At 70.5% G+C, this 21824-nt stretch carries 21 protein-coding genes and 1 pseudogene; 11 read left to right on the forward strand and 11 right to left on the reverse strand.

Annotation, left to right across the window (positions count from 1 at the left end):
• The first annotated feature begins 2 nt into the window (after window positions 1–2).
• Genes fabG through ACYQ1K_RS17655 form a run of 3 tightly spaced genes read left to right on the forward strand, consistent with a single transcriptional unit; the run spans window position 3 to window position 2050 of the window.
• A complete protein-coding gene (fabG, locus tag ACYQ1K_RS17645) occupies window positions 3–734 on the forward strand; it encodes a 3-oxoacyl-ACP reductase FabG (protein ID WP_459984450.1) in 732 nt (243 codons plus the stop codon).
• A gap of 4 nt (window positions 735–738) precedes the next feature.
• Window positions 739–1518, forward strand: a complete 780-nt coding sequence (fabI, locus tag ACYQ1K_RS17650; protein ID WP_459984451.1) for an enoyl-ACP reductase FabI — start codon at window positions 739–741, stop codon at window positions 1516–1518.
• 37 nt (window positions 1519–1555) lie between these two features.
• On the forward strand, window positions 1556–2050 hold the full coding sequence (locus ACYQ1K_RS17655) for a SixA phosphatase family protein (RefSeq protein WP_459984452.1): 495 nt from the start codon (window positions 1556–1558) through the stop codon (window positions 2048–2050).
• Between the two features lie 29 nt (window positions 2051–2079).
• Here ACYQ1K_RS17655 and ACYQ1K_RS17660 read toward each other — a convergent pair whose 3' ends face one another.
• Entirely contained in the window at window positions 2080–2673 is a 594-nt protein-coding gene (locus ACYQ1K_RS17660; RefSeq protein ID WP_459984453.1) for a TetR family transcriptional regulator, read from the reverse strand.
• Between the two features lie 105 nt (window positions 2674–2778).
• Between ACYQ1K_RS17660 and ACYQ1K_RS17665 the strand changes: the two genes are divergently transcribed.
• Window positions 2779–4209 carry an MFS transporter gene (locus tag ACYQ1K_RS17665; RefSeq protein ID WP_459984455.1) on the forward strand — a complete coding sequence of 477 codons (1431 nt, stop codon included), beginning with the start codon at window positions 2779–2781 and terminating at the stop codon, window positions 4207–4209.
• A 33-nt stretch (window positions 4210–4242) separates the two neighbouring features.
• Here ACYQ1K_RS17665 and serB read toward each other — a convergent pair whose 3' ends face one another.
• A complete protein-coding gene (gene serB / locus ACYQ1K_RS17670; RefSeq protein ID WP_459984456.1) occupies window positions 4243–5451 on the reverse strand; it encodes a phosphoserine phosphatase SerB in 1209 nt (402 codons plus the stop codon).
• Between the two features lie 40 nt (window positions 5452–5491).
• On the reverse strand, window positions 5492–6283 hold the full coding sequence (locus ACYQ1K_RS17675; RefSeq protein WP_459984458.1) for a hypothetical protein: 792 nt from the start codon (window positions 6281–6283) through the stop codon (window positions 5492–5494).
• 62 nt (window positions 6284–6345) lie between these two features.
• Here ACYQ1K_RS17675 and ACYQ1K_RS17680 point away from each other — a divergent pair, with 62 nt between their 5' ends.
• The 4 genes from ACYQ1K_RS17680 to ACYQ1K_RS17695 all read left to right on the forward strand — a co-directional run bounded on the left by ACYQ1K_RS17680 (window position 6346) and on the right by ACYQ1K_RS17695 (window position 9578).
• Window positions 6346–7143: an ABC transporter ATP-binding protein gene (locus tag ACYQ1K_RS17680; protein ID WP_459984460.1), complete on the forward strand. Its 798-nt coding sequence runs from the start codon at window positions 6346–6348 to the stop codon at window positions 7141–7143.
• Window positions 7144–7250: 107 nt separating this feature from the next.
• On the forward strand, window positions 7251–7712 hold the full coding sequence (locus ACYQ1K_RS17685; protein ID WP_459984461.1) for an NfeD family protein: 462 nt from the start codon (window positions 7251–7253) through the stop codon (window positions 7710–7712).
• A gap of 9 nt (window positions 7713–7721) precedes the next feature.
• Window positions 7722–8825: an SPFH domain-containing protein gene (locus ACYQ1K_RS17690; RefSeq protein WP_459984463.1), complete on the forward strand. Its 1104-nt coding sequence runs from the start codon at window positions 7722–7724 to the stop codon at window positions 8823–8825.
• Window positions 8826–9578, forward strand: a complete 753-nt coding sequence (locus ACYQ1K_RS17695) for a sulfite exporter TauE/SafE family protein (protein WP_459984464.1) — start codon at window positions 8826–8828, stop codon at window positions 9576–9578.
• Between the two features lie 9 nt (window positions 9579–9587).
• Here the strand turns inward: ACYQ1K_RS17695 and ACYQ1K_RS17700 are convergent, their stop codons facing one another.
• The 7 genes from ACYQ1K_RS17700 to ACYQ1K_RS17730 are packed head-to-tail and all read right to left on the reverse strand — an operon-like array spanning window position 9588 to window position 16397.
• Window positions 9588–10553 (reverse strand): alpha/beta hydrolase, encoded by a 966-nt coding sequence (locus ACYQ1K_RS17700; protein ID WP_459984466.1) that lies wholly within the window; start codon window positions 10551–10553, stop codon window positions 9588–9590.
• Window positions 10550–11305, reverse strand: coding sequence for a glycerophosphodiester phosphodiesterase (locus tag ACYQ1K_RS17705; RefSeq protein WP_459984467.1), 756 nt, complete (start codon window positions 11303–11305; stop codon window positions 10550–10552). The genes ACYQ1K_RS17700 and ACYQ1K_RS17705 overlap by 4 nt, the downstream gene beginning before the upstream one ends.
• The gene (locus ACYQ1K_RS17710; RefSeq protein ID WP_459984468.1) at window positions 11302–12033 is read right to left on the reverse strand and encodes a gamma-glutamyl-gamma-aminobutyrate hydrolase family protein; all 732 of its coding nucleotides are present in this window, start codon (window positions 12031–12033) and stop codon (window positions 11302–11304) included. The genes ACYQ1K_RS17705 and ACYQ1K_RS17710 overlap by 4 nt, the downstream gene beginning before the upstream one ends.
• Window positions 12033–12824 carry a 3-oxoacyl-ACP reductase gene (locus tag ACYQ1K_RS17715; RefSeq protein WP_459984470.1) on the reverse strand — a complete coding sequence of 264 codons (792 nt, stop codon included), beginning with the start codon at window positions 12822–12824 and terminating at the stop codon, window positions 12033–12035. The genes ACYQ1K_RS17710 and ACYQ1K_RS17715 overlap by 1 nt, the downstream gene beginning before the upstream one ends.
• A 31-nt stretch (window positions 12825–12855) precedes the next feature.
• Entirely contained in the window at window positions 12856–14253 is a 1398-nt protein-coding gene (locus ACYQ1K_RS17720; protein ID WP_459984472.1) for an aldehyde dehydrogenase family protein, read from the reverse strand.
• Complete coding sequence (locus tag ACYQ1K_RS17725; RefSeq protein ID WP_459984474.1) at window positions 14254–15645, reverse strand: glutamine synthetase family protein; 1392 nt, start codon at window positions 15643–15645, stop codon at window positions 14254–14256.
• Between the two features lie 8 nt (window positions 15646–15653).
• On the reverse strand, window positions 15654–16397 hold the full coding sequence (locus tag ACYQ1K_RS17730) for a FadR/GntR family transcriptional regulator (protein ID WP_459984476.1): 744 nt from the start codon (window positions 16395–16397) through the stop codon (window positions 15654–15656).
• Between the two features lie 162 nt (window positions 16398–16559).
• On the opposite strand from ACYQ1K_RS17730, the gene ACYQ1K_RS17735 reads away from it, so the two are divergent.
• The 3 genes from ACYQ1K_RS17735 to ACYQ1K_RS17745 are packed head-to-tail and all read left to right on the forward strand — an operon-like array spanning window position 16560 to window position 21443.
• Complete coding sequence (locus ACYQ1K_RS17735; protein WP_459984477.1) at window positions 16560–18179, forward strand: amino acid permease; 1620 nt, start codon at window positions 16560–16562, stop codon at window positions 18177–18179.
• Between the two features lie 28 nt (window positions 18180–18207).
• The gene (locus tag ACYQ1K_RS17740) at window positions 18208–19113 is read left to right on the forward strand and encodes an LPS biosynthesis choline kinase (protein WP_459984478.1); all 906 of its coding nucleotides are present in this window, start codon (window positions 18208–18210) and stop codon (window positions 19111–19113) included.
• On the forward strand, window positions 19110–21443 hold the full coding sequence (locus ACYQ1K_RS17745) for a GcvT family protein (protein WP_459984480.1): 2334 nt from the start codon (window positions 19110–19112) through the stop codon (window positions 21441–21443). Before ACYQ1K_RS17740 ends, ACYQ1K_RS17745 begins: the two co-directional genes overlap by 4 nt.
• Window positions 21444–21476: 33 nt before the next feature.
• On the opposite strand, the pseudogene ACYQ1K_RS17750 reads toward ACYQ1K_RS17745, so the two are convergent.
• Window positions 21477–21824, reverse strand: a pseudogene (locus ACYQ1K_RS17750) (hypothetical protein); the annotation flags it as partial.

The following is a 21824-nucleotide window of genomic DNA, read 5'->3' on the forward strand; positions in this document are numbered from 1 at the left end:
CCGTGAGCGAGAGCGGAGCAAGCGCAACAGTGAGGGAGCCCCGGTCGGTCCTCGTGACCGGTGGCAACCGAGGCATCGGACGCGCCGTCGCGGAGGCGTTCCTGGCGGCCGGCGACAAGGTCGCCGTGACCACCCGCAGCGGCGGAGCGCCCGAGGGCGCTCTCGACGTGCGGTGTGACGTCACCGACCCCGAGCAGGTGGAGGCGGCGTACGCCGAGATCGAGGCGGCGCACGGTCCGGTGGAGGTGCTGGTCGCCAACGCCGGCATCACCAACGACACCTTGATCCTGCGCATGTCCGAGGACGACTGGTCCTCGGTCATCGACACGAACCTGACGGGCTCCTACCGGCTTGCCAAGCGTGCCGCCAAGGGCATGCTGCGGCTGCGTCGCGGCCGGATCATCTTCGTGTCCAGCGTGGTCGGGCTTCTCGGCAGCGCCGGACAGACCAACTACGCCGCCTCGAAGGCCGGCCTGGTCGGACTGGCGCGGTCGCTGGCCCGCGAGCTCGGCAGTCGTGGGATCACCGCGAACGTCGTCGCACCCGGATTCGTCGAGACCGACATGACCGACGTGCTGACCGACGAGCAGAAGAGCACGATCAAGGCCCAGGTGCCACTGGGCCGCTACGCGAGCGTCGACGAGATCGCCGGCGCCATCACCTGGCTCGCGGACGCGGGCTACGTCACCGGGGCCGTCATCCCGGTCGACGGCGGACTGGGAATGGGGCACTGAGAAGATGGGTCTCCTCGAAGGCAAGCGCATCCTCGTCGCTGGCGTGACGATGGACAGCTCGATCGGGTTCGCGACCGCGAAGGTCGCCCAGGAGCAGGGTGCCCAGGTGCTCATCTCCAACTTCGGCCGCGCCCTGTCGATCACGAAGCGGATCGCCAAGCGGCTGCCGGCCGAGGCCCCGGTCCTCGAGCTCGATGTGACCGACGCCGACCACCTGGCCGGGCTGGCCGACCAGGTGCGTGAGCACCTCGGCGCGGACGCGGCCCTCGACGGTGTGGTGCACTCGATCGCCTACGGCAACCCCGAGACGCTGCTCGGCGGCAAGTTCCTCGACGGGCCGTGGCCCGACGTCGCGCAGGCGGTGCAGGTCTCGGCGTACTCCTTGATGAGCCTCGCCCAGGCGACGCGCCCCCTTCTCGCTCCGGGGGCGGGCATCGTCGGGCTGACGTTCGACGCGACGGTCGCGTGGCCGGCCTACGACTGGATGGGCGTGGCCAAGGCGGGCCTGGAGTCCTGCGCGCGCTACCTCGCGCGCGACCTCGGTCCGCACGGCATCCGCGTCAACCTCGTCTCGGCGGGCCCCCTGCGAACGCTGGCGGCCAAGGCGATCCCCGGGTTCGCCGACCTCGAGGACATGTGGACCACGCGGGCCCCGCTCGGGTGGGACAACACCGACCAGGAGCCGACCGCTCGTGCCGTGTGCGCCCTGCTCTCGGACTTCTTCCCGGCGACGACGGGGGAGATCGTGCACGTCGACGGCGGCTTCCACGCGATGGGAGCGTGACCGTCGCCGGAGGGTCGCGGCCCACTAGGCTCGGAAGATGAGCCACGTCCTGGTCATCGTCCGCCATGCCAAGGCGGAGGCCTACGGCACGACCGATCACGAGCGTGTCCTCACCGACCGAGGCATCGAGGACGCCGCGGCCGCCGGCGCATGGCTCGCGGGCCGGGGGGTCGTCCCCGACCGAGCCCTCGTGTCGGACGCTCGGCGCACGCGGCAGACCTGGGACGCGCTGGCAGGTGAAGCGGGCTGGACTCTCGAACCCGTGGTCGACAGCGTCCTCTACGAGGCGGGCTCGGACACGGCGCTCGACCTCGTGCGTGCGGTGGAGGAGGACTGCGCGACGGTCGTGCTGATCGGGCACAACCCGACGATGGCCTCCCTGGCGCAGGTGCTCGACGTGGCCGGAGCGCCACAGCTCGCGACGACGGGCTTCCCGCCGGCCGCGGTCGCCGTCTTCTCCTACGACGGCCCCTGGGCCGACCTCGCCGAGGGGAGCGCCCAGCTGCTGGAGGTCAACGCCGTCCACGGCTGAGCGCTGCTCACCAAACGGCCGAGGACGGCTCAGAGAGGTGCCACGGCTCCCATCGCCGCGTCGACCAGCCGGCCGAGATCGGCGTCCTCGAGCTCGGCCCAACGCTCCTGCGCCGCCTCGAGGCACTCCAGGGCGCTGCGGGCCACGGCCTCCGCGCACAGGTCGGCCTGGTCGTGGTCGGCCATGCGTGGCGCGATGACAGGCGCGATCAGCGCCGTCCAGCGGCGTCGCCACTCCTCGACGGTCGCACGCACCGCCGGCTCGTCGCGCAGCAGGAGCTGGAGCCGGCGAGACCGCTCCGCGTTCGCGACCTGACGCTCGACGATGACCTGGAACGCTCCGCGCAGCGCTGCCCACGGCGACTCCTCGGCCGGGCGAGCGGCAAGGTGGCTGACCAGCTCCGTCCCTGACTCGACCATGCGGGAGAGGACGAGGTCGTCCTTGCTCGCGAAGTAGCGGAAGAACGTGCGACGGGACATGCCCGATGCGGCCGCGATCCGGTCGACGGTCGTCGCCTCGAAGCCATGCTCGGCGAACAGCAGCCACGCCTGCCGCTGCACCTCCGCGCGCACCGCTTCGCGCGCGTGGTCGCGGAGGGTCACAGGCGGCTCGAGGGTGGTCACTGGCTCAGGGTACCGCCGACTGGCACCGATGGCGAAGAATGACACTTGGTGCCACAGCGTCGTAGCATGAGCTCTGCGCATCCATGCACGAGGAGAGGACACGTCATGCAGCACGAGCCGTCCGGGGCGACCGAGGCCGAGATCGCCTCGCACACCTCGCCCGCGCGAGCACGACTGGAGCTCGTCGTCGTCGGCCTCGGCGCCCTTGTCGTGTCCTTGGCGCAGTCACTCCTCATCCCCGTGCTCGGACAGCTGCCGGCCGACCTGAACACCTCGGCCAGCACCGTCAGCTGGCTGCTGACCTCGACCTTGCTCGTGGCGGCGGTCGCGGTCCCGATCATGGGCCGCCTCGGTGACATGTTCGGCAAGCGGCTCCTCCTCCTGGTCGCGGTCGGCTCTCTGGTCGTGGGCTCACTGCTGACCGCGGTGACGAGCAACATCGGCCTGCTCATCGCCGGCCGCGCGATCCAGGGTGTCTCGGCCGCCGCGATCCCGCTCGGCATCAGCCTGCTCGCCGGCCTCCTGCCGCGTGAGCGTGTGGGCTCGGCCGTCGCCCTGATCAGCGCGATGCTCGGCGTCGGCGGTGCGCTGGGGCTGCCGCTGGCCGGCTTGGTGGCCGAGCACGCCGACTTCCACGCCCTGTTCTGGATGACGACCGGAGTGGGGATCGTCGCCTTCGTCGGCATCCTCACCATCGTGCCGGAGTCGCCGAACCGCAGCGGCGGCCGCGTCGACCTGGTCGGCGCGGTCCTCCTGGGCGCGAGCCTCGTCTCGCTCCTGCTGCCGCTGAGCCAGAGCTCCGCCTGGGGCTGGGGCTCGGCGAAGGTCTGGGGCCTGCTCGCCCTCGCCGCACTCCTCCTCGTGATCTTCGGATGGACCCAGACGCGCATCGCGGAGCCTCTCGTCGACCTGCAGGCGCTTCGGCGGGAGCCGATCATCCTCGCCAACCTGGCCTCGATCCTCTTCGGCTTCGCCCTCTTCGCCTCGTTCATCGGGACCGCCGCCTACGTCGAGGCTCCGGAGCAGACCGGCTACGGCTTCGGCTCCAGCCTTCTTGTGGGTGGTCTGGTGATGCTGCCGAGCGGCCTCATGATGCTGCTCTTCTCGCCGGTGGCAGCACGTCTCATCGCCACACGCGGCGGCCCGCAGACGCTCGCGCTGGGCGCGGCGATCGTCGCCGCCGGCTTCCTGGGCCGCATGACGGTCCACGAGCACCTGTGGCAGATCATCGTCGGCTCGACCGTGATCGGCATCGGCACCGGGATCGGGTACGCCGCCCTGCCCTCCATCATCAACGCCAACACACCGGTCCACGAGCTGGCCGCCGCCAACGGGCTCAACTCGCTCTTCCGCAGCTTGGGCAGCTCGCTCGCCTCGGCGATCGGCGGCAGCCTGCTGGCCGGCAGCGTCATCCACCTCGGCGGGTTCGAGCTGCCGTCCGGTTCGGCGTACCGCTCGCTGTTCGCCCTCTGCGCCGCTGCCGCGCTCCTGGCCGCGGTCGTGGCGCTCAGGATCCCGCACAAGCAGATCGCCTGAGCTCCGGCGCAGCGCGAACGGAATGAGCGCGGTTCAGATCGGAGGGGCCGGGGTCACGATGCCCGCCTCGGCGTCGGCGGCCTCGATCTCCTCGCGGCTGATGCCGAGCAGATACATGATCGTGTCGAGGTAGGGCACGTTGACGGCCGCCTGGGCCTGCGACCGCACGACCGGCTTGGCGTTGTAGGCGACGCCGAGCCCGGCCGCGGAGAGCATGTCGAGGTCGTTGGCGCCGTCTCCGATAGCGACCGTCGCGGCCTCGGGGATGCCGAGCTCGGCGGCGAACTCCCGCAGAGCCCGGGCCTTGCCGGCGCGGTCGACGACCTCGCCGACGATGTTGCCGGTCAGCACGCCGTCGGAGATCTCCAGCTCGTTCGCGCGCTGGTAGTGGATCCCCAGGTCCGCGGCCAGCCGCGACGTGATCTGGCTGAAGCCGCCGGACACGATCGCGAACCGGTAGCCGAGTCGGCGCAACGTCCGCACCATCGTCCGCGCCCCCGGGTTGAGGTGGATCGAGTCGTAGACCTCGTGGATCGCCGACGCCGGGACGCCCTTGAGCAGGGCGACGCGGGCTCGCAGCGACTCCTCGAAGTCGATCTCGCCGCGCATCGCCCGCTCCGTGACGGCCGCGACCTCGGCCTCGCAGCCCGCGTGGGCTGCCAGCATCTCGATGACCTCCCCCTGGATGAGGGTGGAGTCGACGTCCATGACGATGAGCCGCATGCCGTGCCGAGTCAGGGTCGCCGGCTGGACCGCGATGTCCACCTCCTGCTCGGCGGCCGCCTTCGCCAGCTCGACCCGGAGCCCGTCGGGCGCCGCGCCGGAGACGGCGAGCTCGATCGCGGTCACCGGATAGCTGGCGAGCCGCTGGATCCGGTCGATGTTGGCGCCGGCGTCCGCGATGCGCCCCGTGATGGCCGCCATCGCGGTCGCCTGCAGCGGTGCTCCGATGACGGTCACGTGAGCGCGGTGCGCCTTGACGGCGTTGTCACCGGTGCCCCGGACGGTCTCGACCTGCATGCCGAGCTCGTCGGCGGTCTGCGAGACGGCGTCGCGCAGGGCCACCTCGTCATCGGGCACCGTCACCAGCACGCCGAGCACCAGCCGGCGACGCAACACGATCTGCTCGAGGTCGAGGACCTCGACCCCCGCCTCGGCGAGCCGCGCGAAGACCGCGCGAGTGACGCCGGGGCGGTCGCGCCCGGTGAGGGTGATGAGGAGCGAGTCTGGGCGCTGTTCCATGGCGGCGCTCAGCCTAGTGGTCATCTCGGGTCACCGCCCTTCACTCCGGCCACGCCTCGGGCGAGCCTGCGGCGACGAGTGCGTGCCGAGCCGCGCGGTCGAGGGGGAGCAGCGCGTGGCGACGTGCCGCGATCTCGTATGCCGACACCGCGCCCCCGTCGTCCTCGAGCGCGAGGTCGACGATGTCGGCCGCCTGCAGCGCTCTTGCCGCGAGCTCGGCACATCGACCGGGGATGCCGGGCGGGGGAGCGACGTGTGGACGGTGACGCAGGTTCATGAGGCGGTCGGCAGCCTCGGGCCGCCACCGGGCGACGTCGAGGTCCGCGAGCGCGTCGGCTGCGCGGGGAAGCTCGCGGCGCAGCATCCGGTCCGCCTCGCCGATGTCGGGCAGCTGTCGGCGCTCCGCCCGGTGCGCCTGCCAGGTGACGGCGGCTCCCACCCGGGCCGGCACCAGCCCGATCCATGCGCCGGAAACGATGACGGCCTGTCCGGCCTCCAGCGCGGCGGCGTTGAAGCTGGTGGGGCCGCCGAGACCGACGAGGTCGCCCTCGATGGGGAGTGCCAGGCCGAAGCCCGTGGCGCCCTCGGCGCGGATGCGGCCCAGTCCCGCGACGAGCCCCTCCGCGGCTTCGTCGGCGCCGGGACCGCCCAGCCCCAGCGCTCCCAGCCCAGCGACCACATGCGTCGCGTCCTCGCCGATCACCGCGTCCAGCAGCAGGTCAGTCACCACGTGCCCGCGCAGCCAGGCGGTGGCCCACCAGGCGGTGCGCAGGGCGAGCGGCAGGCCGTCGTCGACCTGCTCGATCCGCTGCTCCTCACGACGATCCGTCACGGTCAGCGAGTGTAGGTGGGTCCTGCGGGGAGAGCGCTCCGGCGCTCGCTAGGCTGCCGCCCATGGCTGCCGTCCTCGAGTTCCGCGACGTCACGGTCCGTCGAGGACAGGCGGTGCTGCTCGACGGCGTCGACTGGGTCGTCGAGGAGGACGAGCGCTGGGTCGTCCTCGGCCCCAACGGCGCCGGCAAGACCACGCTGATGCAGCTCGCCTCGACGCTCATGCACCCGACGGCAGGCATCGTCGAGGTCCTCGGCGAGCGACTGGGCCGCGTCGACGTCTTCGAGCTCCGCCCACGGATCGGGCTGACCAGCGCCGCTCTCGCCGAGCGGATCCCGAGGTCGGAGGCGGTGCGCGACGTCGTCGTCTCGGCGTCCTACGGCGTCCTCGGCCGCTGGCGCGAGGAGTACGACGGCCTCGACCACGACCGTGCGCAGGACCTGCTCGTCGAGATCGGGATCCCGCACCTGGGCGACCGCACGTTCGGCACGCTGTCCGAGGGTGAGCGCAAGCGCGTCCAGATCGCGCGGGCGCTGATGGTGGACCCCGAGGTCCTGCTGCTCGACGAGCCGGCCGCCGGTCTCGACCTGGGCGGGCGCGAGGACCTCGTCTCGACGCTCTCGACGCTCGCCTACGACCCCGTCTCTCCGGCCACGGTGCTGGTGTCCCATCACGTCGAGGAGATCCCGCCGGGCTTCAGCCACGTGCTCATGCTCCGCCAGGGACGGGTCGTCGCCGCCGGTCTGCTCGAGGAGCAGCTGACCGAGGCGAACCTGTCGGCGACGTTCGGGATGCCGCTCGTGCTGGGCCATGAGGACGGCCGTTGGACGGCGCGCCGGCGGACCCGTCACGCTCTGTAGGACCGCGCTCGCTCTGCTCGCGCAACCGCGACGGGCCCGGGCGACACACCTGATCGCCGCATTCGAACGGACGAACGGAGGCGGCGCGGCCGCGCTAGGGTCGAGGTATGCAGTGGCTGGGTGAGAATCCGTGGGCGGCCTGGTTGGCCCTCGCGGTGCTGCTCGGCACCGCCGAGCTCGCCAGCCTGGACCTCGTCCTCGCGATGCTCGCGGTCGGCGCGCTGGCCGGCATGGTGACGTCCGTCTTCGTGGGCGCCGTCGCCGTCCAGATCCTCGTCGCGGCAGCCGCATCGATCGCGATGCTCGCTCTGGTGCGCCCGGAGATCGTCAAGCATCTCCAGAGCGGGCCCGACCTGGTGCTGGGCAGCGCGACGCTGATCGGCAAGCAGGCGATCACGCCTGTCCGGCTCACCGCCCACCAAGGGGGCCAGCTCAAGATCGACGGGGAGCTGTGGACCGCCAAGCCATACGACGAGACGCTCGTCATCGAGCCGGGCGAGGTCGTCGAGGTGCTCATGATCAAGGGTGCGACGGCCTACGTGCACCCCGTCCCTACCCTGGAGAGCTGAGGAGCAACCGTGGCCATCTGGATCGTGCCAGTGCTGGTCTTCCTGTTCGTGATCGTGCTGCTGGCCAAGACGGTCAAGATCATCCCGCAGGCGCGCGCCGGCATCGTGGAGCGCTTCGGCAAGTACAAGGGCACCCTGGCGCCCGGCCTCAACATCGTCATGCCGTTCGTCGACAAGGTGCGCTACATGATCGACCTGCGCGAGCAGGTGGTCACCTTCCCGCCCCAGCCGGTCATCACCGAGGACAACCTGACGGTCTCGATCGACACCGTCATCTACTTCCAGGTCAACGACCCGATCGCGGCGACGTATGAGATCGCCAACTACATCCAGGCGGTCGAGCAGCTGACGATGACGACGCTGCGCAACATCGTCGGCGGCATGGACCTCGAGGAGACACTCACCAGCCGCGAGCAGATCAACTCCGGCCTCGCTGCCGTGCTCGACGAGGCGACCGGTCGCTGGGGCATCAAGGTCAAGCGCGTCGAGATCAAGAGCATCGACCCGCCGGTGTCCATCAAGGACGCGATGGAGAAGCAGATGCGTGCCGACCGCGACAAGCGCGCGCTGATCCTCACCGCCGAGGGTCAGCGGCAGTCCGCGATCCTGACCGCCGAGGGCAACAAGCAGTCCGCCATCCTCAACGCCGAGGGCGCCCGCGAGGCGCAGATCCTCCGCGCGCAGGCCGACCGCGAGTCCTCGATCCTGCGGGCCCAGGGTGAGGGCCAGGCCATTCAGACGGTCTTCCAGGCGATCCACGACGGTGGGCCGGACCAGTCGCTGCTGGCCTACCAGTACCTGCAGATGCTGCCCAAGATCGCCGAGGGCGACTCCAACAAGCTGTGGATCGTGCCCAGCGAGATCGGCAAGGCCTTGGAAGGGCTGGGCTCGACGCTGTCGGACCTGAAGGGCATCCCGGCCAACAGCGGCGGCCCCGCGACGCGCGTCGACCTCGGCCCTCCGGCCACCCCGGTCGACGTGCCCGACCGCGCGCTCTCCGAGGCCGACGCCGCCGTGCAGGAGGCCATCGCCGAGGCGAACGCCAGCGTGAACGGCGCGCGCGTGCCGGACCCGGACGAAGGCGCCTCCGCCGATCCGTCCGCCGACGCCTGAGTGGCGCCGCTCCAAGCTGCCGCGATCCTGCTCGCGGGGGTCGGCGCTGGGACGATCAACGCAGTCGTCGGGTCCGGGACGCTGCTGACCTTCCCCACGCTGCTCGCGTTCGGCTACCCGCCGGTGGTGGCCAACGTGTCGAACACGATCGGCCTCGTGCCCGGCTCGGTGGCCGGCGCGTGGGGCTACCGCCGTGAGCTCGCCGGGCAACGCTCGCGGGTGCTGCGGCTCGGCACCGCCTCGCTGCTCGGCGGCGCACTCGGCGGGCTCTTGCTGCTCGTGCTGCCGGCGGAGGCGTTCAAGGCCATCGTCCCGGCCCTCATCGCGCTCGGCGTCCTCCTGGTCATCTTCGGCCCGCGCATCTCCCGCTGGGTCGCCGCGCACCACGGCGACGCCGGCGGCGAGCACTGGTGGGTCTGGGCCGCCGTGTTCGCCACGGGGGTGTACGGCGGCTACTTCGGCGCTGCGCAGGGCGTCCTGCTCATGGCGGTGCTCGGGATCGGCGTGGCCGACACGCTGCAGCGCCTCAACGGGACGAAGAACGTCCTGGCCGCCATCGTCAACGCCGTCGCCGGCCTCATCTTCGCGTTCGTGGCCGACGTGGACTGGGCCGTCGTCGGCCTGATCGCGGCCGGCTCGATCATGGGCGGTCTGCTCGGCGCCTCGATCGGTCGGCGCCTCCCGGCGAACGTGCTGCGCGGGGTGATCGTGGTCGTCGGCGTCGTCGCGCTGGTGACGATGCTGGCCAAGTGACGCAGCGCGTCACCTGACGTAGGCGCCCCTCCACGTCTCGATCTCGCGATAGGCGTGCTCGCGCACGTCGGGACGCGAGAGCACCACGTCGTGACGGGCGCCGGGGATCGCGATGTAGGTGACGTGCTTGCCGACTGACGTCGCCCATTGCCGGATCTGCTTGACGTCCAGCACGAGGTCGGCGGTGTGGGCGGCCTCGGTGAGGTGGGCGGTCCACCGCGTCCGGTCGGAGGAGAGGACGAGCACGGGAGCCGGCACGTCCAGCCCCGCGTGCAGGAGAGCGTGGCCGTTGCGGATGGCGCGCAGCCAGCCGGCATACACCGGGAACGAGCTCAACGGCTTCAGCTCGAGGTCGAAGTCCCACTCACCGGCGTGGTCGCGGTGCAGGCTGCGGGCGTAGACGCCGCTGACATGCCGCTTGATGTGGAGCTTCGGTGCCCGGGCGCCCAGCCGGTTGATGACCGGTGTGCCCACGACGCGCAGCAAGGTGGAGCCCTGCAGGTCGAACCAGGGCGAGTTGAGCACCATCCCCGCCAGCGCGGGAGGCCGTCGGGCGTGCGCCCACAGTGGCGTCGTGAGACCGCCGGTCGAGTGCGCGGTGAGGACGACGTGGTCGTGGCCGTCGCGCTCGGTGATCCGCTCCCATGCGGCGTCGAGCTCCTCGTGGTAGGTCGCCAGATCGGTCACGTAGTTCGGTGTCTGGTGCTCGAGCAGGGAGCGGCCGTACTTGCGCAGGTCGAGGGCGTAGAAGTCATAGCCCCGCTCGGTCCACCACTCGGCGAACCCCGTCTGGAAGAAGTAGTCGGAGAACCCGTGGACGTGGAGCACCGCGCGCGTCGTGGCCTGGACCGCCGGGCGCTTGACGAGCGTGGCGACGACGCGCCCCTCGTCGTCGTCCGTCAGGGCGATGGTCTCGGCGGTGTACGGCGCACCGAGGATGTCCTCGACCGCCTCAGCGCCGTGCGTCGTGCTCATGCCGTCCCCTTTCTGGTCCCGATTCTGCCAGCCTCCCGTCGCGCCCGGATCGCGATGGCCCGGGCGGGGTGGTTGGTCGTGACCAGCCAGGCGCGGCCCGGGCGCAGCCAATACCACAGGAGCGCCGGGTTGTCGGGTGTCCAGACGAGGAGCTCGAGGCCACGGCGCCGCGCCAGCCGCCGCAGGGTGATGAACGCGAGTGCGTGGTGCGCGGCGATCACGTCGGCGCCGGACTCCTCCAGCCGCGGTGAAGGGAACAGCTGGTCCCAGTGGCGCCGGACCTGCTCGCGCCACGGCCGACCGGGGAACGTGCCCCCGATCGACAGACCGATCTTGAGGTCCACCCGCTCGGCATCCGCCCACGCCCGCAGGGCCCTGGCGGTGCTCACCCGGCCCGTCGTCGCCACATGCGGTCCTGGCCCCAGGACCGCCAGCGCGCGGCGTACGACGTCGATCTCCGCGCGACCGTCGCGGCTGGCAGCCTTGAGATCGAGATGGGCACACGCCGGGCGCAGGGCCGGCAGGAGGTCGTCGTAGTGCACCGGGTCGACGGTCATCGTCCCGGAGTCGGGGTCGTCGTGGAGGACGATGACCGTGCCGTCGGGTCGACGGCGTACGTCGATCTCGACGTACTCGACGCCCTCGGCGACCGCCTTCTCCACCGCCGCCAGCGTGTTCTCGTTCGCCGACTCATATCCCGCGCCGCCGCGGTGGGCGCTGATCAGGACGCGACGGGGCACACGACGGCTCACCGGGCAGAGTATGCCCGGGCCGCCTCGACGAGCCCGGCCAGCAGGCCGACATCGGCAAGCGTCTCCGGGTGCCACTGCACCCCCACGCAGAACCTGTCGGTGGGGGCCTCGATCGCCTCCAGCGACCCGTCGGCGGCGGTCGCGACCGCATGGAAGCCCGGGGCGTCGCGGACGGACTGGTGGTGGTGGCAGGAGACGGTGAGCTTGTCGCCGACGAGGCCGGCCAACCTGCTGCCGGCCTGCGTCGCCACGCGCGTGGTGCCGAACGCGTCACCGCCGGGGGAGTGCTCGTCGTGCCCGACGACGTCGGGCGTGTGCTGCTCGAGCGTGCCGCCCGCGTGGACCGCCATGAGCTGCATGCCCCGGCACACTCCCAGCAACGGCAGGCCGACGGCCTGCGCAGCGTCGAGGAGCGCCAGCTCCCAGGCATCCCGGTCCACTCGCCACCCGGACGTGCGCGGATGCGGCTGCGCGCCGTAACGGGATGGGTCGACGTCCGCGCCGCCGGAGATGACAAGGCCGTCCAAGCGCGCGACGACGGCCTCGGCGGCGTGCTCCGACGCGACGGGAGGCAGCAGCAGGGGCACGCCGCCCACCGCCTCGACCGCCCCGGCGTACTGCGAGGGAAGCAGGTCGGCGCGCTGGTGCCACACCCCCCACACGGCCTGCTCGCGATAGGTCGTCAGGCCGATCAGGGGGCCGGCGCCGACCTGGGCGACGGAGGGCATCACAGCGGAGTGACGTAGGCGCCGGAGATCCCCCCGTCGACCAGGAACGTGTTCGCCGTCATGAAGGACGAGTCGTCGGAGGCCAGGAACAACACGGCCGAGGCCATCTCCTCGGGCTCGCCGAAGCGCCCCATCGGGATGTGGACGAGGCGACGGGCCGCGCGATCGGGGTCCTTCGCGAAGAGCTCCTGCAGCAGCGGCGTGTTGACCGGTCCCGGGCACAGCGCGTTGACCCGGATCCCGTCGCGGGCGAACTGCACCCCGAGCTCCCGCGTCATCGAGAGCACACCGCCCTTCGAGGCGGAGTAGGAGACTTGCGAGGTGGCTGCGCCCATGACCGCCACGAAGGAGGCGGTGTTGATGATCGAGCCCCGGCGCTGCTCGATCATGTAGGGCAGCGCCGCCTTGCAGCACAGGTAGACGCTCGTCAGGTTGACCTCCTGGACGCGGCGCCACGCGTCGAGCTCGGTGGTGAGGATCGAGTCGTCGTCGGGCGGGCTGATGCCGGCGTTGTTGAACGCGATGTCGACCGAGCCGTAGGTGTCCTTCGCGTGCCTGAACAGCGCGTCGACCTCCTCCTTGCTCGTCACGTCGACGTGGACGTAGGTGACGCGCGGCTCGCCGCCCGCCGACTCGCCAAGCTCGTCGACCAGCGCCTTGCCCGCGTCATCCGCGATGTCGCCCACGACGACCTTCGCGCCCTCGGCCACGAACCGCCGCGCGGTGGCCAGGCCGATGCCTGAGCATCCGCCCGTGACGACCGCGACCCTGTCCTGGATGCGTCCTGCCATTGCTCTCTCTTTTCGTTGGCCGTAGCGGTGCCTAATGGGCAATGAAGACGTTCTTCTCCTCGGTGAAGGCGTACGGCGCCTCGGGTCCGAGCTCACGGCCGAGCCCGGACTGCTTGTAGCCGCCGAACGGCGTCCAGTAGCGCACCGAGGAGTTCGAGTTCACGCTGAGGTTGCCCGCCTCGACGCCCCGCGCGACACGGAGTCCCTTGCCGAGGTCGTGGGTGAAGATCGAGCCGGACAGGCCGAACTCGGTGTCGTTGGCCTTCGCGATCGCATCGGCCTCGTCGTCGAAGGCCATCACGGCGACGACCGGTCCGAAGACCTCCTCACGCCAGATCGGAGCGTCCGTGTCGTCGAGCGCCACGACGGTCGGGGGCACCCAGAACCCGGGGCCCTCCGGCGCCGAGCCGGTGATGATCGCCTCGATGCCGTCGAGATAGGCGGTGACCCGGTCCTTCTGGGACGCCGAGATCAGCGGGCCCATCTCGCTGGACTCATCCGACGGGTCGAGCACACGCAGCCCGGACACGGCGGGCTCCAGGAGTGCGAGGAAGTCGTCGTACGCGCTGCGCTCCACCAGGATGCGGGAGCGTGCGCAGCAGTCCTGCCCGGCGTTGTCGAAGACGGCGTACGGCGCCGCAGCGGCCGCCGCAGCGAGGTCGGCGTCGGCGAAGATGATGTTGGAGGACTTCCCCCCGAGTTCGAGGGTCACGTTCTTCACCTGCTCGGCGCAGCCGGCCATGATGCGCTTGCCGACCTCGGTCGACCCGGTGAAGCAGACCTTGCGCACCAGAGGATGGGTCACGAAGCGCTCGCCGACAACCGTGCCGGCACCGGGGACGATGGTGAGGACGTGCTCGGGCAGGCCGGCCTCCAGCGCGAGCTCGCCGATCCGGACCGCCGTGAGTGGGGTGAGCTCGGCGGGCTTCAGGACGACGGTGTTGCCGGCGGCCAGCGCCGGAGCGAACCCCCAGGCCGCGATGGGCATCGGGAAGTTCCAGGGCACGATGATGCCCACCACGCCGAGCGGCTCGTGGAAGGTCACGTCGACGCCGCCCGGCACCGGGATCTGCTTGCCGGTCATCCGCTCGGGCGCGCCGCTGTAGTAGTTGAGCAGGTCTCGGACGTTGCCCGCCTCCCACCGGGCGTTGCCCCAGGTGTGGCCCGAGTTGCGGACCTCCAGCTCGGCGAGCTCGTCGATGTGAGCGTCGACGACCGACGCGAATCGACGCAACAGTCTCGCCCGCTCGCCCGGAGCGACGCCCTTCCAACGGCCGAACGCCGCGTGGGCGGCGACGATCGCGGCATCGGTGTCCTCGGCCGAGGCCAGCGCCACCTCGACGACCGGCTGCGCCGTCGCGGGATTGAAGACCGTGTGCGTGTCGCTGGTCGAATGCGCCGTATCGCTGGTCGAGCTCGTCGAAGCCATCTACATCCTTTCGAAGCCGCGCCGCAGCTCCCAGTCGGTGACCGCGGCGTGGTAGGCGGCCAGCTCGACGTCGGCCATGTTCACGTAGTGGTCGACGATCTCGTCGCCGAAGGTCTTGCGGGCGACCTCCGAGGCTGCGAACAGCTCGCGGGCGGCGTGGAGCGTGTTCGGCACTGTCGGCAGTCCCTGCTCGTGGCTGAGGGCGTAGGCATTCCCGACCAGGGCATCCTGCAGCGGCAGCTCTGACTCGATCCCGTGCAGGCCCCCGGCCAGCATGGCCGCGAGCGCGAGATACGGGTTGACGTCGGCACCTGGGACGCGGTTCTCCATGCGCGCGCTCGCACCGTGGCCCACGAGCCGGACCGCGCAGGTCCGGTTGTCCTCACCCCAGGCGATCGTCGTGGGCGCGAAGGAGCCGTCGGCGAAGCGCTTGTAGGAGTTCACGTTGGGCGCGTAGAGGAGCGTGAAGTCCGCCATGGTGGCCAGGACTCCGGCGACGAAGTGGTCGTAGGTGGCACTGCGCCTGCCATCGTCCCAGAAGAGCAGGGAGCCGTCCGCGCCGCGCAGCGAGAGGTGGATGTGACACGAGCTGCCCTCGCGCTGGTTGTACTTGGCCATGAAGGTGATCGACTTGCCCTGCTGGGCGGCGATCTCCTTGGCCGTGTTCTTGTAGACCACGTGGTTGTCGGCTGTGGTCAGGGCGTCGGCGTAGAGGAACCCGATCTCGTGCTGCCCCGGGTTGCACTCGCCCTTCGCGCTCTCGACGTCGAGACCTGCGTCGTACATGTGGTTGCGGATCGACCTGAGCAGCGGCTCCACCCTGCTGGTGCCGAGGATGGAGTAGTCGACGTTGTACCTGTTCACCGGGGTGAGGTCGCGGTAGCCCGAGGCCCACGCCTGCTCGTAGGTGTCCTCGAAGGCGATGAACTCCAGCTCCGTCCCGGCCAGGGCCGTCCAGCCGCGCTCGGCCACCCGCTGGAGCTGACGCTGGAGAATGCCCCGTGGCGACTGCAGCACAGGGGAGTGCGGTGCTCCATCCGGGGAGGGCCACACCAGGTCGCACTGGACCATCGCCGTGCCCGGCAGGTGGGTGAGACGGCGGATCGTCCGCTCGTCGAGGACGAACTCCATGTCGCCATACCCCCGGTCCCACGACGAGATGGCATAGCCGTCGACGGTGTTCATGTCGACGTCCACGGCGAGCAGGTAGTTGCACCCCTCGGTGCCGTGCTCGACCACGACGTCGGCGAAGTAGCGCCCATGTAGGCGCTTGCCCTGCAGCCGCCCCTGCATGTCGGTGAAGGCGACGACGACCGTGTCGATCGCGCCGGTCGAGATATCGGTGAGCAGCTCGCTCATCGACAGGTGCCGGTCGTTGCGCAGTGTGGCCACGGCTCTCCTCAGGTGATGAGGCCGCGCAGGAGCGCGGCCGTGTCGTCGCAGTGCTGCTCCATGGCACGACGGGCGCGGTCGGGCCGCTCGTCGAGGATGGCCCGCACGACGGCCGCATGCTGGACGTCGGAGTGGGCGATGTTGGTGTCGAGCTGCGGGATCGCCAGGAGCATCTCGTGCAGCATCGCCTGGACAGAGGTGACCGCCTCGATGACCCGGTGGGACCCGGTCAGAGCAGCGATCGTCAGGTGGAACCGGGAGTCCGACTGCCGATAGCGCGCCGGCTTGGTCGCCGCCGCCACCTCCTCATGGGCCGCCTCCAGCTGGGCGCGGCCCTTGTCGTCGAGCCCCGCCTCGGCGACCATCGCGGCAGCGCCGGGCTCGATGATGCGTCGAAACGCCAGCGAGTCGAGCCAGTCCGCACGCTGCTCGGGGGTCGTCCGAGCGGCGGCACGCGCCGACGGCGTCGGCGGCTTGAGGGTGACCTCCGTGCCTCCACCTCGACCCCGGGTGGTCTGGACGAGCCCCGCCTGCCGGAGCGCCGCCATCGCCTCGCGCAGGGTCGCCCGGGAGACGCCGAGCTGGTCCGCGAGGTCGCGCTCAGGGGGAAGCGTGCTGCCGAGCGGGTAGACCCCCAGCCGGATCGCGGTGGCGAGCTGCTCGACGCACGCCTCGAAGGCGTGGTGCCCCCGCACCGGTCGCAGCAACGTCGCCGGCAGCGCCGTCGGGTTCACCTGACGGGCGGGGGTCATGGCCGTCAGTCTGTTCTCTGGCGACGGCCCCGTCAACGCGTCGACGAGGTCAAATGGTCTGAGTTCATACCAAATTCGAGGCGACCTGTTTACACCCACCCGTCGCAGGTCTAGCGTCCGATGACAACTCGGTGTGACCCCATCGACTTGCAGGAGATCACCATGCCTGAAGGACATGAAACCGTCTCGCTCGAGGACGAGGCCCACCTCGCCAGACTGGGCTACAAGCAGGAGCTGTCCCGTTCGTGGTCAGGCTTCTCCAACTTCGCGATCTCGTTCTCGATCATCTCGATCCTGGCCGGGTGTCTGACGAACTACACGGCGGCGATCAACAACGGCGGCCCGTCGGCCGTCGCCTGGACGTGGCCGATCCTCAGCGTCTTCATCCTCATCGTCGGCTTCACGATGTCCGAGCTGGTCTCGGCGTTCCCCACCTCGGGCGGCATCTACTGGTGGGCCTCGAAGCTCGGGGGTGCGCGCGCCGGGTTCTACACCGGCTGGCTCAACTGGATCGGCCTGGTCGCGGTCACGGCGGGCGTCGCCTACGGCTGTGCGACCTTCATCGACCTGACGATCAGCACGTTCTCGTCGTCGTACGCCGCGAACTACTCGCTCACGCGCGTCTTCATCACGTTCCTCATCATCTTGGTCGCGACCGCCGTGCTCAACATCTTCAGCGGCCACCTCATGGCGATCATGAACAACGTCTCGGTCTGGTGGCACGTGGTCGGCGCGACGGCGATCGTGCTGATCCTCATCTTCGTCCCGGACCACCACATGAGCGTCAGCCAGGTGTTCACCGACCGCTTCAACAACTCCGGCTTCAACAACGGCGGCACGACCGGTGGGGTCTTCTGGTTCATCATCCTGCCGCTCTCGTTCCTGCTCACGCAGTACACGATCACCGGCTTCGACGCCTCCGCCCACCTCTCCGAGGAGACCGCCGGAGCGGCGATGGGCGCGGCCAAGGGGATCTGGCAGTCGATCTTCTACTCTGCCGTCGGCGGCTACATCCTGCTGCTGGCCGTCACCTTCGCCATCCCCAACGACTCCAAGGGAAACCCGGACTATGCGGGCGTCGGCGGGGGCGGCGTCGGCTACCTGTTCAACCACGCGATGAACAGCCACTGGGCCGGCATCGTCCTGTTCATCTCCGCGTCGGCGCAGTTCTTCTGCGCGACCTCCTGCCTGACGTCGGCCTCCCGCATGACGTTCGCATTCAGCCGCGACCGTGCGCTCCCGGCATCGGGGTTCCTGCGCAGGCTGACGCCCTCGCGGGTCCCGGCGAACGCGGTGATCACGGTGGCGGTGCTCGCCGCACTCGTGACGCTTCCGGCGCTCATCAAGGTCAACATCGGCACCGCGGATGCGCCGATCATCGTGCCGACGGCCTTCTTCGCCGTCACCTCGATCGCGGTGCAGGGCCTCTACCTGTCCTTCGCCATCCCCATCTTCCTGCGGTGGCGCCACGGTGACTCCTTCGAGGTCGGAGCCTGGAACAACGGCCGCAAGTACAAGTGGATGAACATCGTCGCGGTCGTCGAGATCATCGTCGTCTCGGTCTACCTGATGCTTCCGACGGTGCCGGGCGGCGTGCCGGGCAACAGTGCGTTCGCGTGGAAGTTCGTCAACTACGCGCCGATCGTCACGCTCGGAGCCCTGCTCCTGCTGACGATCTGGTGGTACGCCTCGGTCAAGAACTGGTTCAAGGGCCCGATCCACACCATCGACGAGCCTGAGCCGCCGACCGGACCGCCGCTCACCGCCGAGCCCGCTGTCTGACGCTGGACGCCGGATCCCGGGCCCCTCCATGCTGCAGCCGCTGGACCGTCTCGCCGTGCTGGCGGGGCGGTCCTGGCGCGTCGCACCGCTGCCGGGCGGACTGACGAACACGAACCTGAGGGTGACCTCCGACGACGGCCGCGAGCCCGAGCTGGACCTCGTCGTGCGCTGCTCGCAGGCCGGTGCCGAGCTGCTCGGGATCGACCGTGACGCGGAGTGCGCCAACACCACAGCCGCCGCCGCGGCAGGCGTCGCAGCGCCGGTCGTCGAGTACCGGCCCGACCTCGGCATGCTGGTCATCGCCTACCTCCACGCCGAGCCGCTGAGCGACGACTCGTTCGGCGACGCGGACGTGCTGACCCGCGCAGCCCTCGCCGTGCGAGCGCTGCACGCCGGGCCGAGGTTCACCGGAGACTTCGACATGTTCACCCGGCAGGCGACGTACCTCTCGACGATCCGGCAACGTGGGTTCGCGCTGCCGGACGGCTATGAGTCCTATCTCGACTCGTGGGGGGAGGTGCGGCGCGCCCTCGCCGTGCGCCCGCGAGCCCCAGTGCCGTGCAACAACGACCTCCTCGCCGCGAACTTCCTCGACGACGGCGAGCGCGTGTGGATCATCGACTACGAGTACTCGGGCAACAACGACGCGTTCTTCGAGCTCGGCAACACCTCCACGGAGTGCGGCTTCTCGCCGGAGCAGACCGACGCGTGGGTCGAGGCGTACGCCGGCTCCCCGACTCCCGCCGACCTGGCCCGGGTGCGGCTGCAGGCGCTGTGCAGCTGCTACGGCTGGTCGCTGTGGGGCTTCATCCAGGCCGCGGCCTCGCCGATCGAGTTCGACTTCTGGGAGTGGGGGATGGAGCGCTATGAGAAGGCTGCGGCGATCTTCGGGTCGGCCGACTTCGATCGGCTGCTGGCGCGGGTGGCGTCGTGACCGCGGAGCTTCCCGAGCGGGCTCGGGTCGTCGTCATCGGAGGCGGCATCGTCGGCTGCTCGGTGGCCTACCACCTCACCGGCCTCGGGTGGACCGACGTGCTGCTGCTCGAGCAGGGTCGGCTCTCCTCCGGGACGACGTGGCACGCCGCGGGACTGGTCGGCCCACTCCGCGCGAGCGAGAGCGGCACGGCGATGGTGCGCTACTCCGCCGAGCTCTATGCGTCGCTCGAGGCCGAGACGGGGCTCGCGACGGGCTACCGCAACGTCGGCGGCCTCGTGCTCGCCCGCACGCCCGACCGCATGGTGCAGCTGGCGCGGACGGCGGCGAACGGGGCGGCGTACGGCCTGGAGGCCGAGCTGGTCTCGCCTGCCCGGGCCCACGAGCTGTGGCCCCCCATGCAGGTGGACGACGTCCTCGGAGCGCTCTGGCTTCCCGGTGACGGCAAGGTCAACCCCACCGACGTCACCCAGTCGCTGGCGAAGGGCGCGCGCATGCGGGGCGCACGGATCGAGGAGAAGGTGCGGGTCCTCGACCTGGTGGTGGAGGACTCACCTGCAGGGCGCCGTGTGAGCGGGGTGCACACCGATGCAGGCGAGGTGCGGGCCGAGGTCGTCGTGCTGTGCGCGGGCCAGTGGTCGAAGGCGCTGGGGGACAGGGCGGGCACGGTGGTGCCGCTGCACTCGGCCGAGCACTTCTACGTCGTGACCGATCCGGTCGCCGGCACCCATCCCGACCTGCCGATCATGCGCGACCAGGACGGGTGGACCTACTTCAAGGAAGAGGTCGGCGGGTTGGTGGTCGGTGGGTTCGAGCCGGACGCGAAGCCATGGGTCTCGCCCGACCAGATCCCGTACCCCTTCGAGTTCCAGCTCCTCGACGAGGACTGGGGGCACTTCTCGGTCCTGATGGAGCAGGCTCTGCTGCGCGTCCCGGCGCTGGGGCACACCGGGATCCGCAAGCTCTACAACGGACCCGAGTCGTTCACCCCCGACAACCAGTTCCTGCTCGGCGAGACGCCCGAGGTCGGTGGGTTGTTCGTCGGCTGTGGCTTCAACTCCGTCGGCGTCGCGTCGGCCGGCGGCGCTGGCAAGGCCCTGGCCGAGTGGATCGTCTCCGGGTCGCCTCAGCAGGACCTGGTCGCCGTCGACGTACGCCGGTTCGGCCCCTGGCAGAACGACGTCTCGTTCCTGCGGCGTCGGGTCGTCGAGACGCTCGGGTTGCACTACGCCATCCCCTGGCCGAACCGAGAGCTCGAGACGGCACGGCCCCAGAGAGTCTCGCCGCTGCACGCCACCTTGGCCGCGAAGGGGGCGCTGTTCGGCTCCCGCAACGGCTGGGAGCGGCCGCTCGTCTTCGGGCCGGCGTCACTCGACTACGCCTGGGGCAAGCCCGCGTGGCTGGCCGCGTGTGTCGACGAGCAGCAGGCGTGTCGCGCTCGGGCCGCGGTGTTCGACGAGACCTCCTTCAGCAAGTACGTCGTCTCAGGTCCACGCGCCCTCACCGGCCTGGAGTGGGTGTGCGCGAACGACGTCGACGTCGCTCCTGGCACGTCGGTCTACACGCCCTGGCTCAACGGCCGCGGCGGCTATGAGGCCGACGTGACGGTCACCCGCCTCGGGGCAGAGCAGTTCCTCGTCGTCTCGTCCGCCGCGACGACCTACCGTGACCTCGATCATCTCCACCGTCACCTCCCGCACGGCGTGGTGGTGCGTGACGCCACCGATGACTACGCCGTCATCGGCGTGTTCGGACCCGAAGCGGCCGTGCCTGCGGGGCTGCCCGACGGCACGATCGTCCTGCGCTCGGCCTATAGCCATCCCGTCGGCTGGGAGGTGTTCGTGCCGGTCGCCGATGCTGTGGCCGTGTACGAGAAGGTATCGGCCGCCGGTGTCGTCGACGCTGGCTACAACACGATCGATGCGCTGCGCATCGAGCTCGGGCGCCGCGTGTTCGGGCGGGAGCTGACCCCTGACGTGACGCCCCGTGAGGCCGGGCTCGCCTTCGCTCTGTCGAAGACGAAGGACTTCCTCGGTCGTCCGGCCGCTTTCGGGGAGACAGGACGTGCTCCGGCTCGACGCTACCTGTCGGTCATCGCCGAGGATCCCGACGTGATGCTGTGGGGCGGCGAGCTGCTGCTGGCCGACGACCGCCCCGCCGGTCAGGTCACCTCAGGCGCGTGGGGAGCCACCGTCGGAGCCGCTGTCGGCCTCGGTTATGTGTTGGCGTGGCCTGTCACCGCCGAGTCCCTCGCTGCGGCATCGTGGACCGTCGACGTCGCCGGCACGCCCGTTGGCGCCCAGCTGTCGCTTCGCGCGCCTGTGCGGTGAGTGTGGGCGCGCCTGGGCTGCACCGGTACCAGCTCACCCGGATGGTTCCGGTGGCGGAGCCGAGGGCTGTTCGGAGCGGCCTCTCGTGGTGACCGCTCGGGTGCCGTCGGTGTCGGTGATCCACTGGTAGCGGTGTCTGCTGGTCCAGAGGTATTCGCCTGGGCTCAGTCGGACGTAGTTCCAGTGGCCGAAGGTCTTCGCTCGGTGGTGGCGTCTGCATAACGGTGCGAGGTTGTCGGTGGAGGTCTGTGCGTCGGCGTGGTCGGGCGAGTGTGGCCGGTCAGTGCCTGTGCGGCGAGTGCCGCCCGTGCCGTCGTCCTTGTCCGTGTGCTTGATCCCGTCTTTGCCTGCGCCGTGGTCGTAGGGCTCGATGTGGTCGAT

It is taken from the genome of Nocardioides sp. AN3 (genome assembly GCF_054653495.1).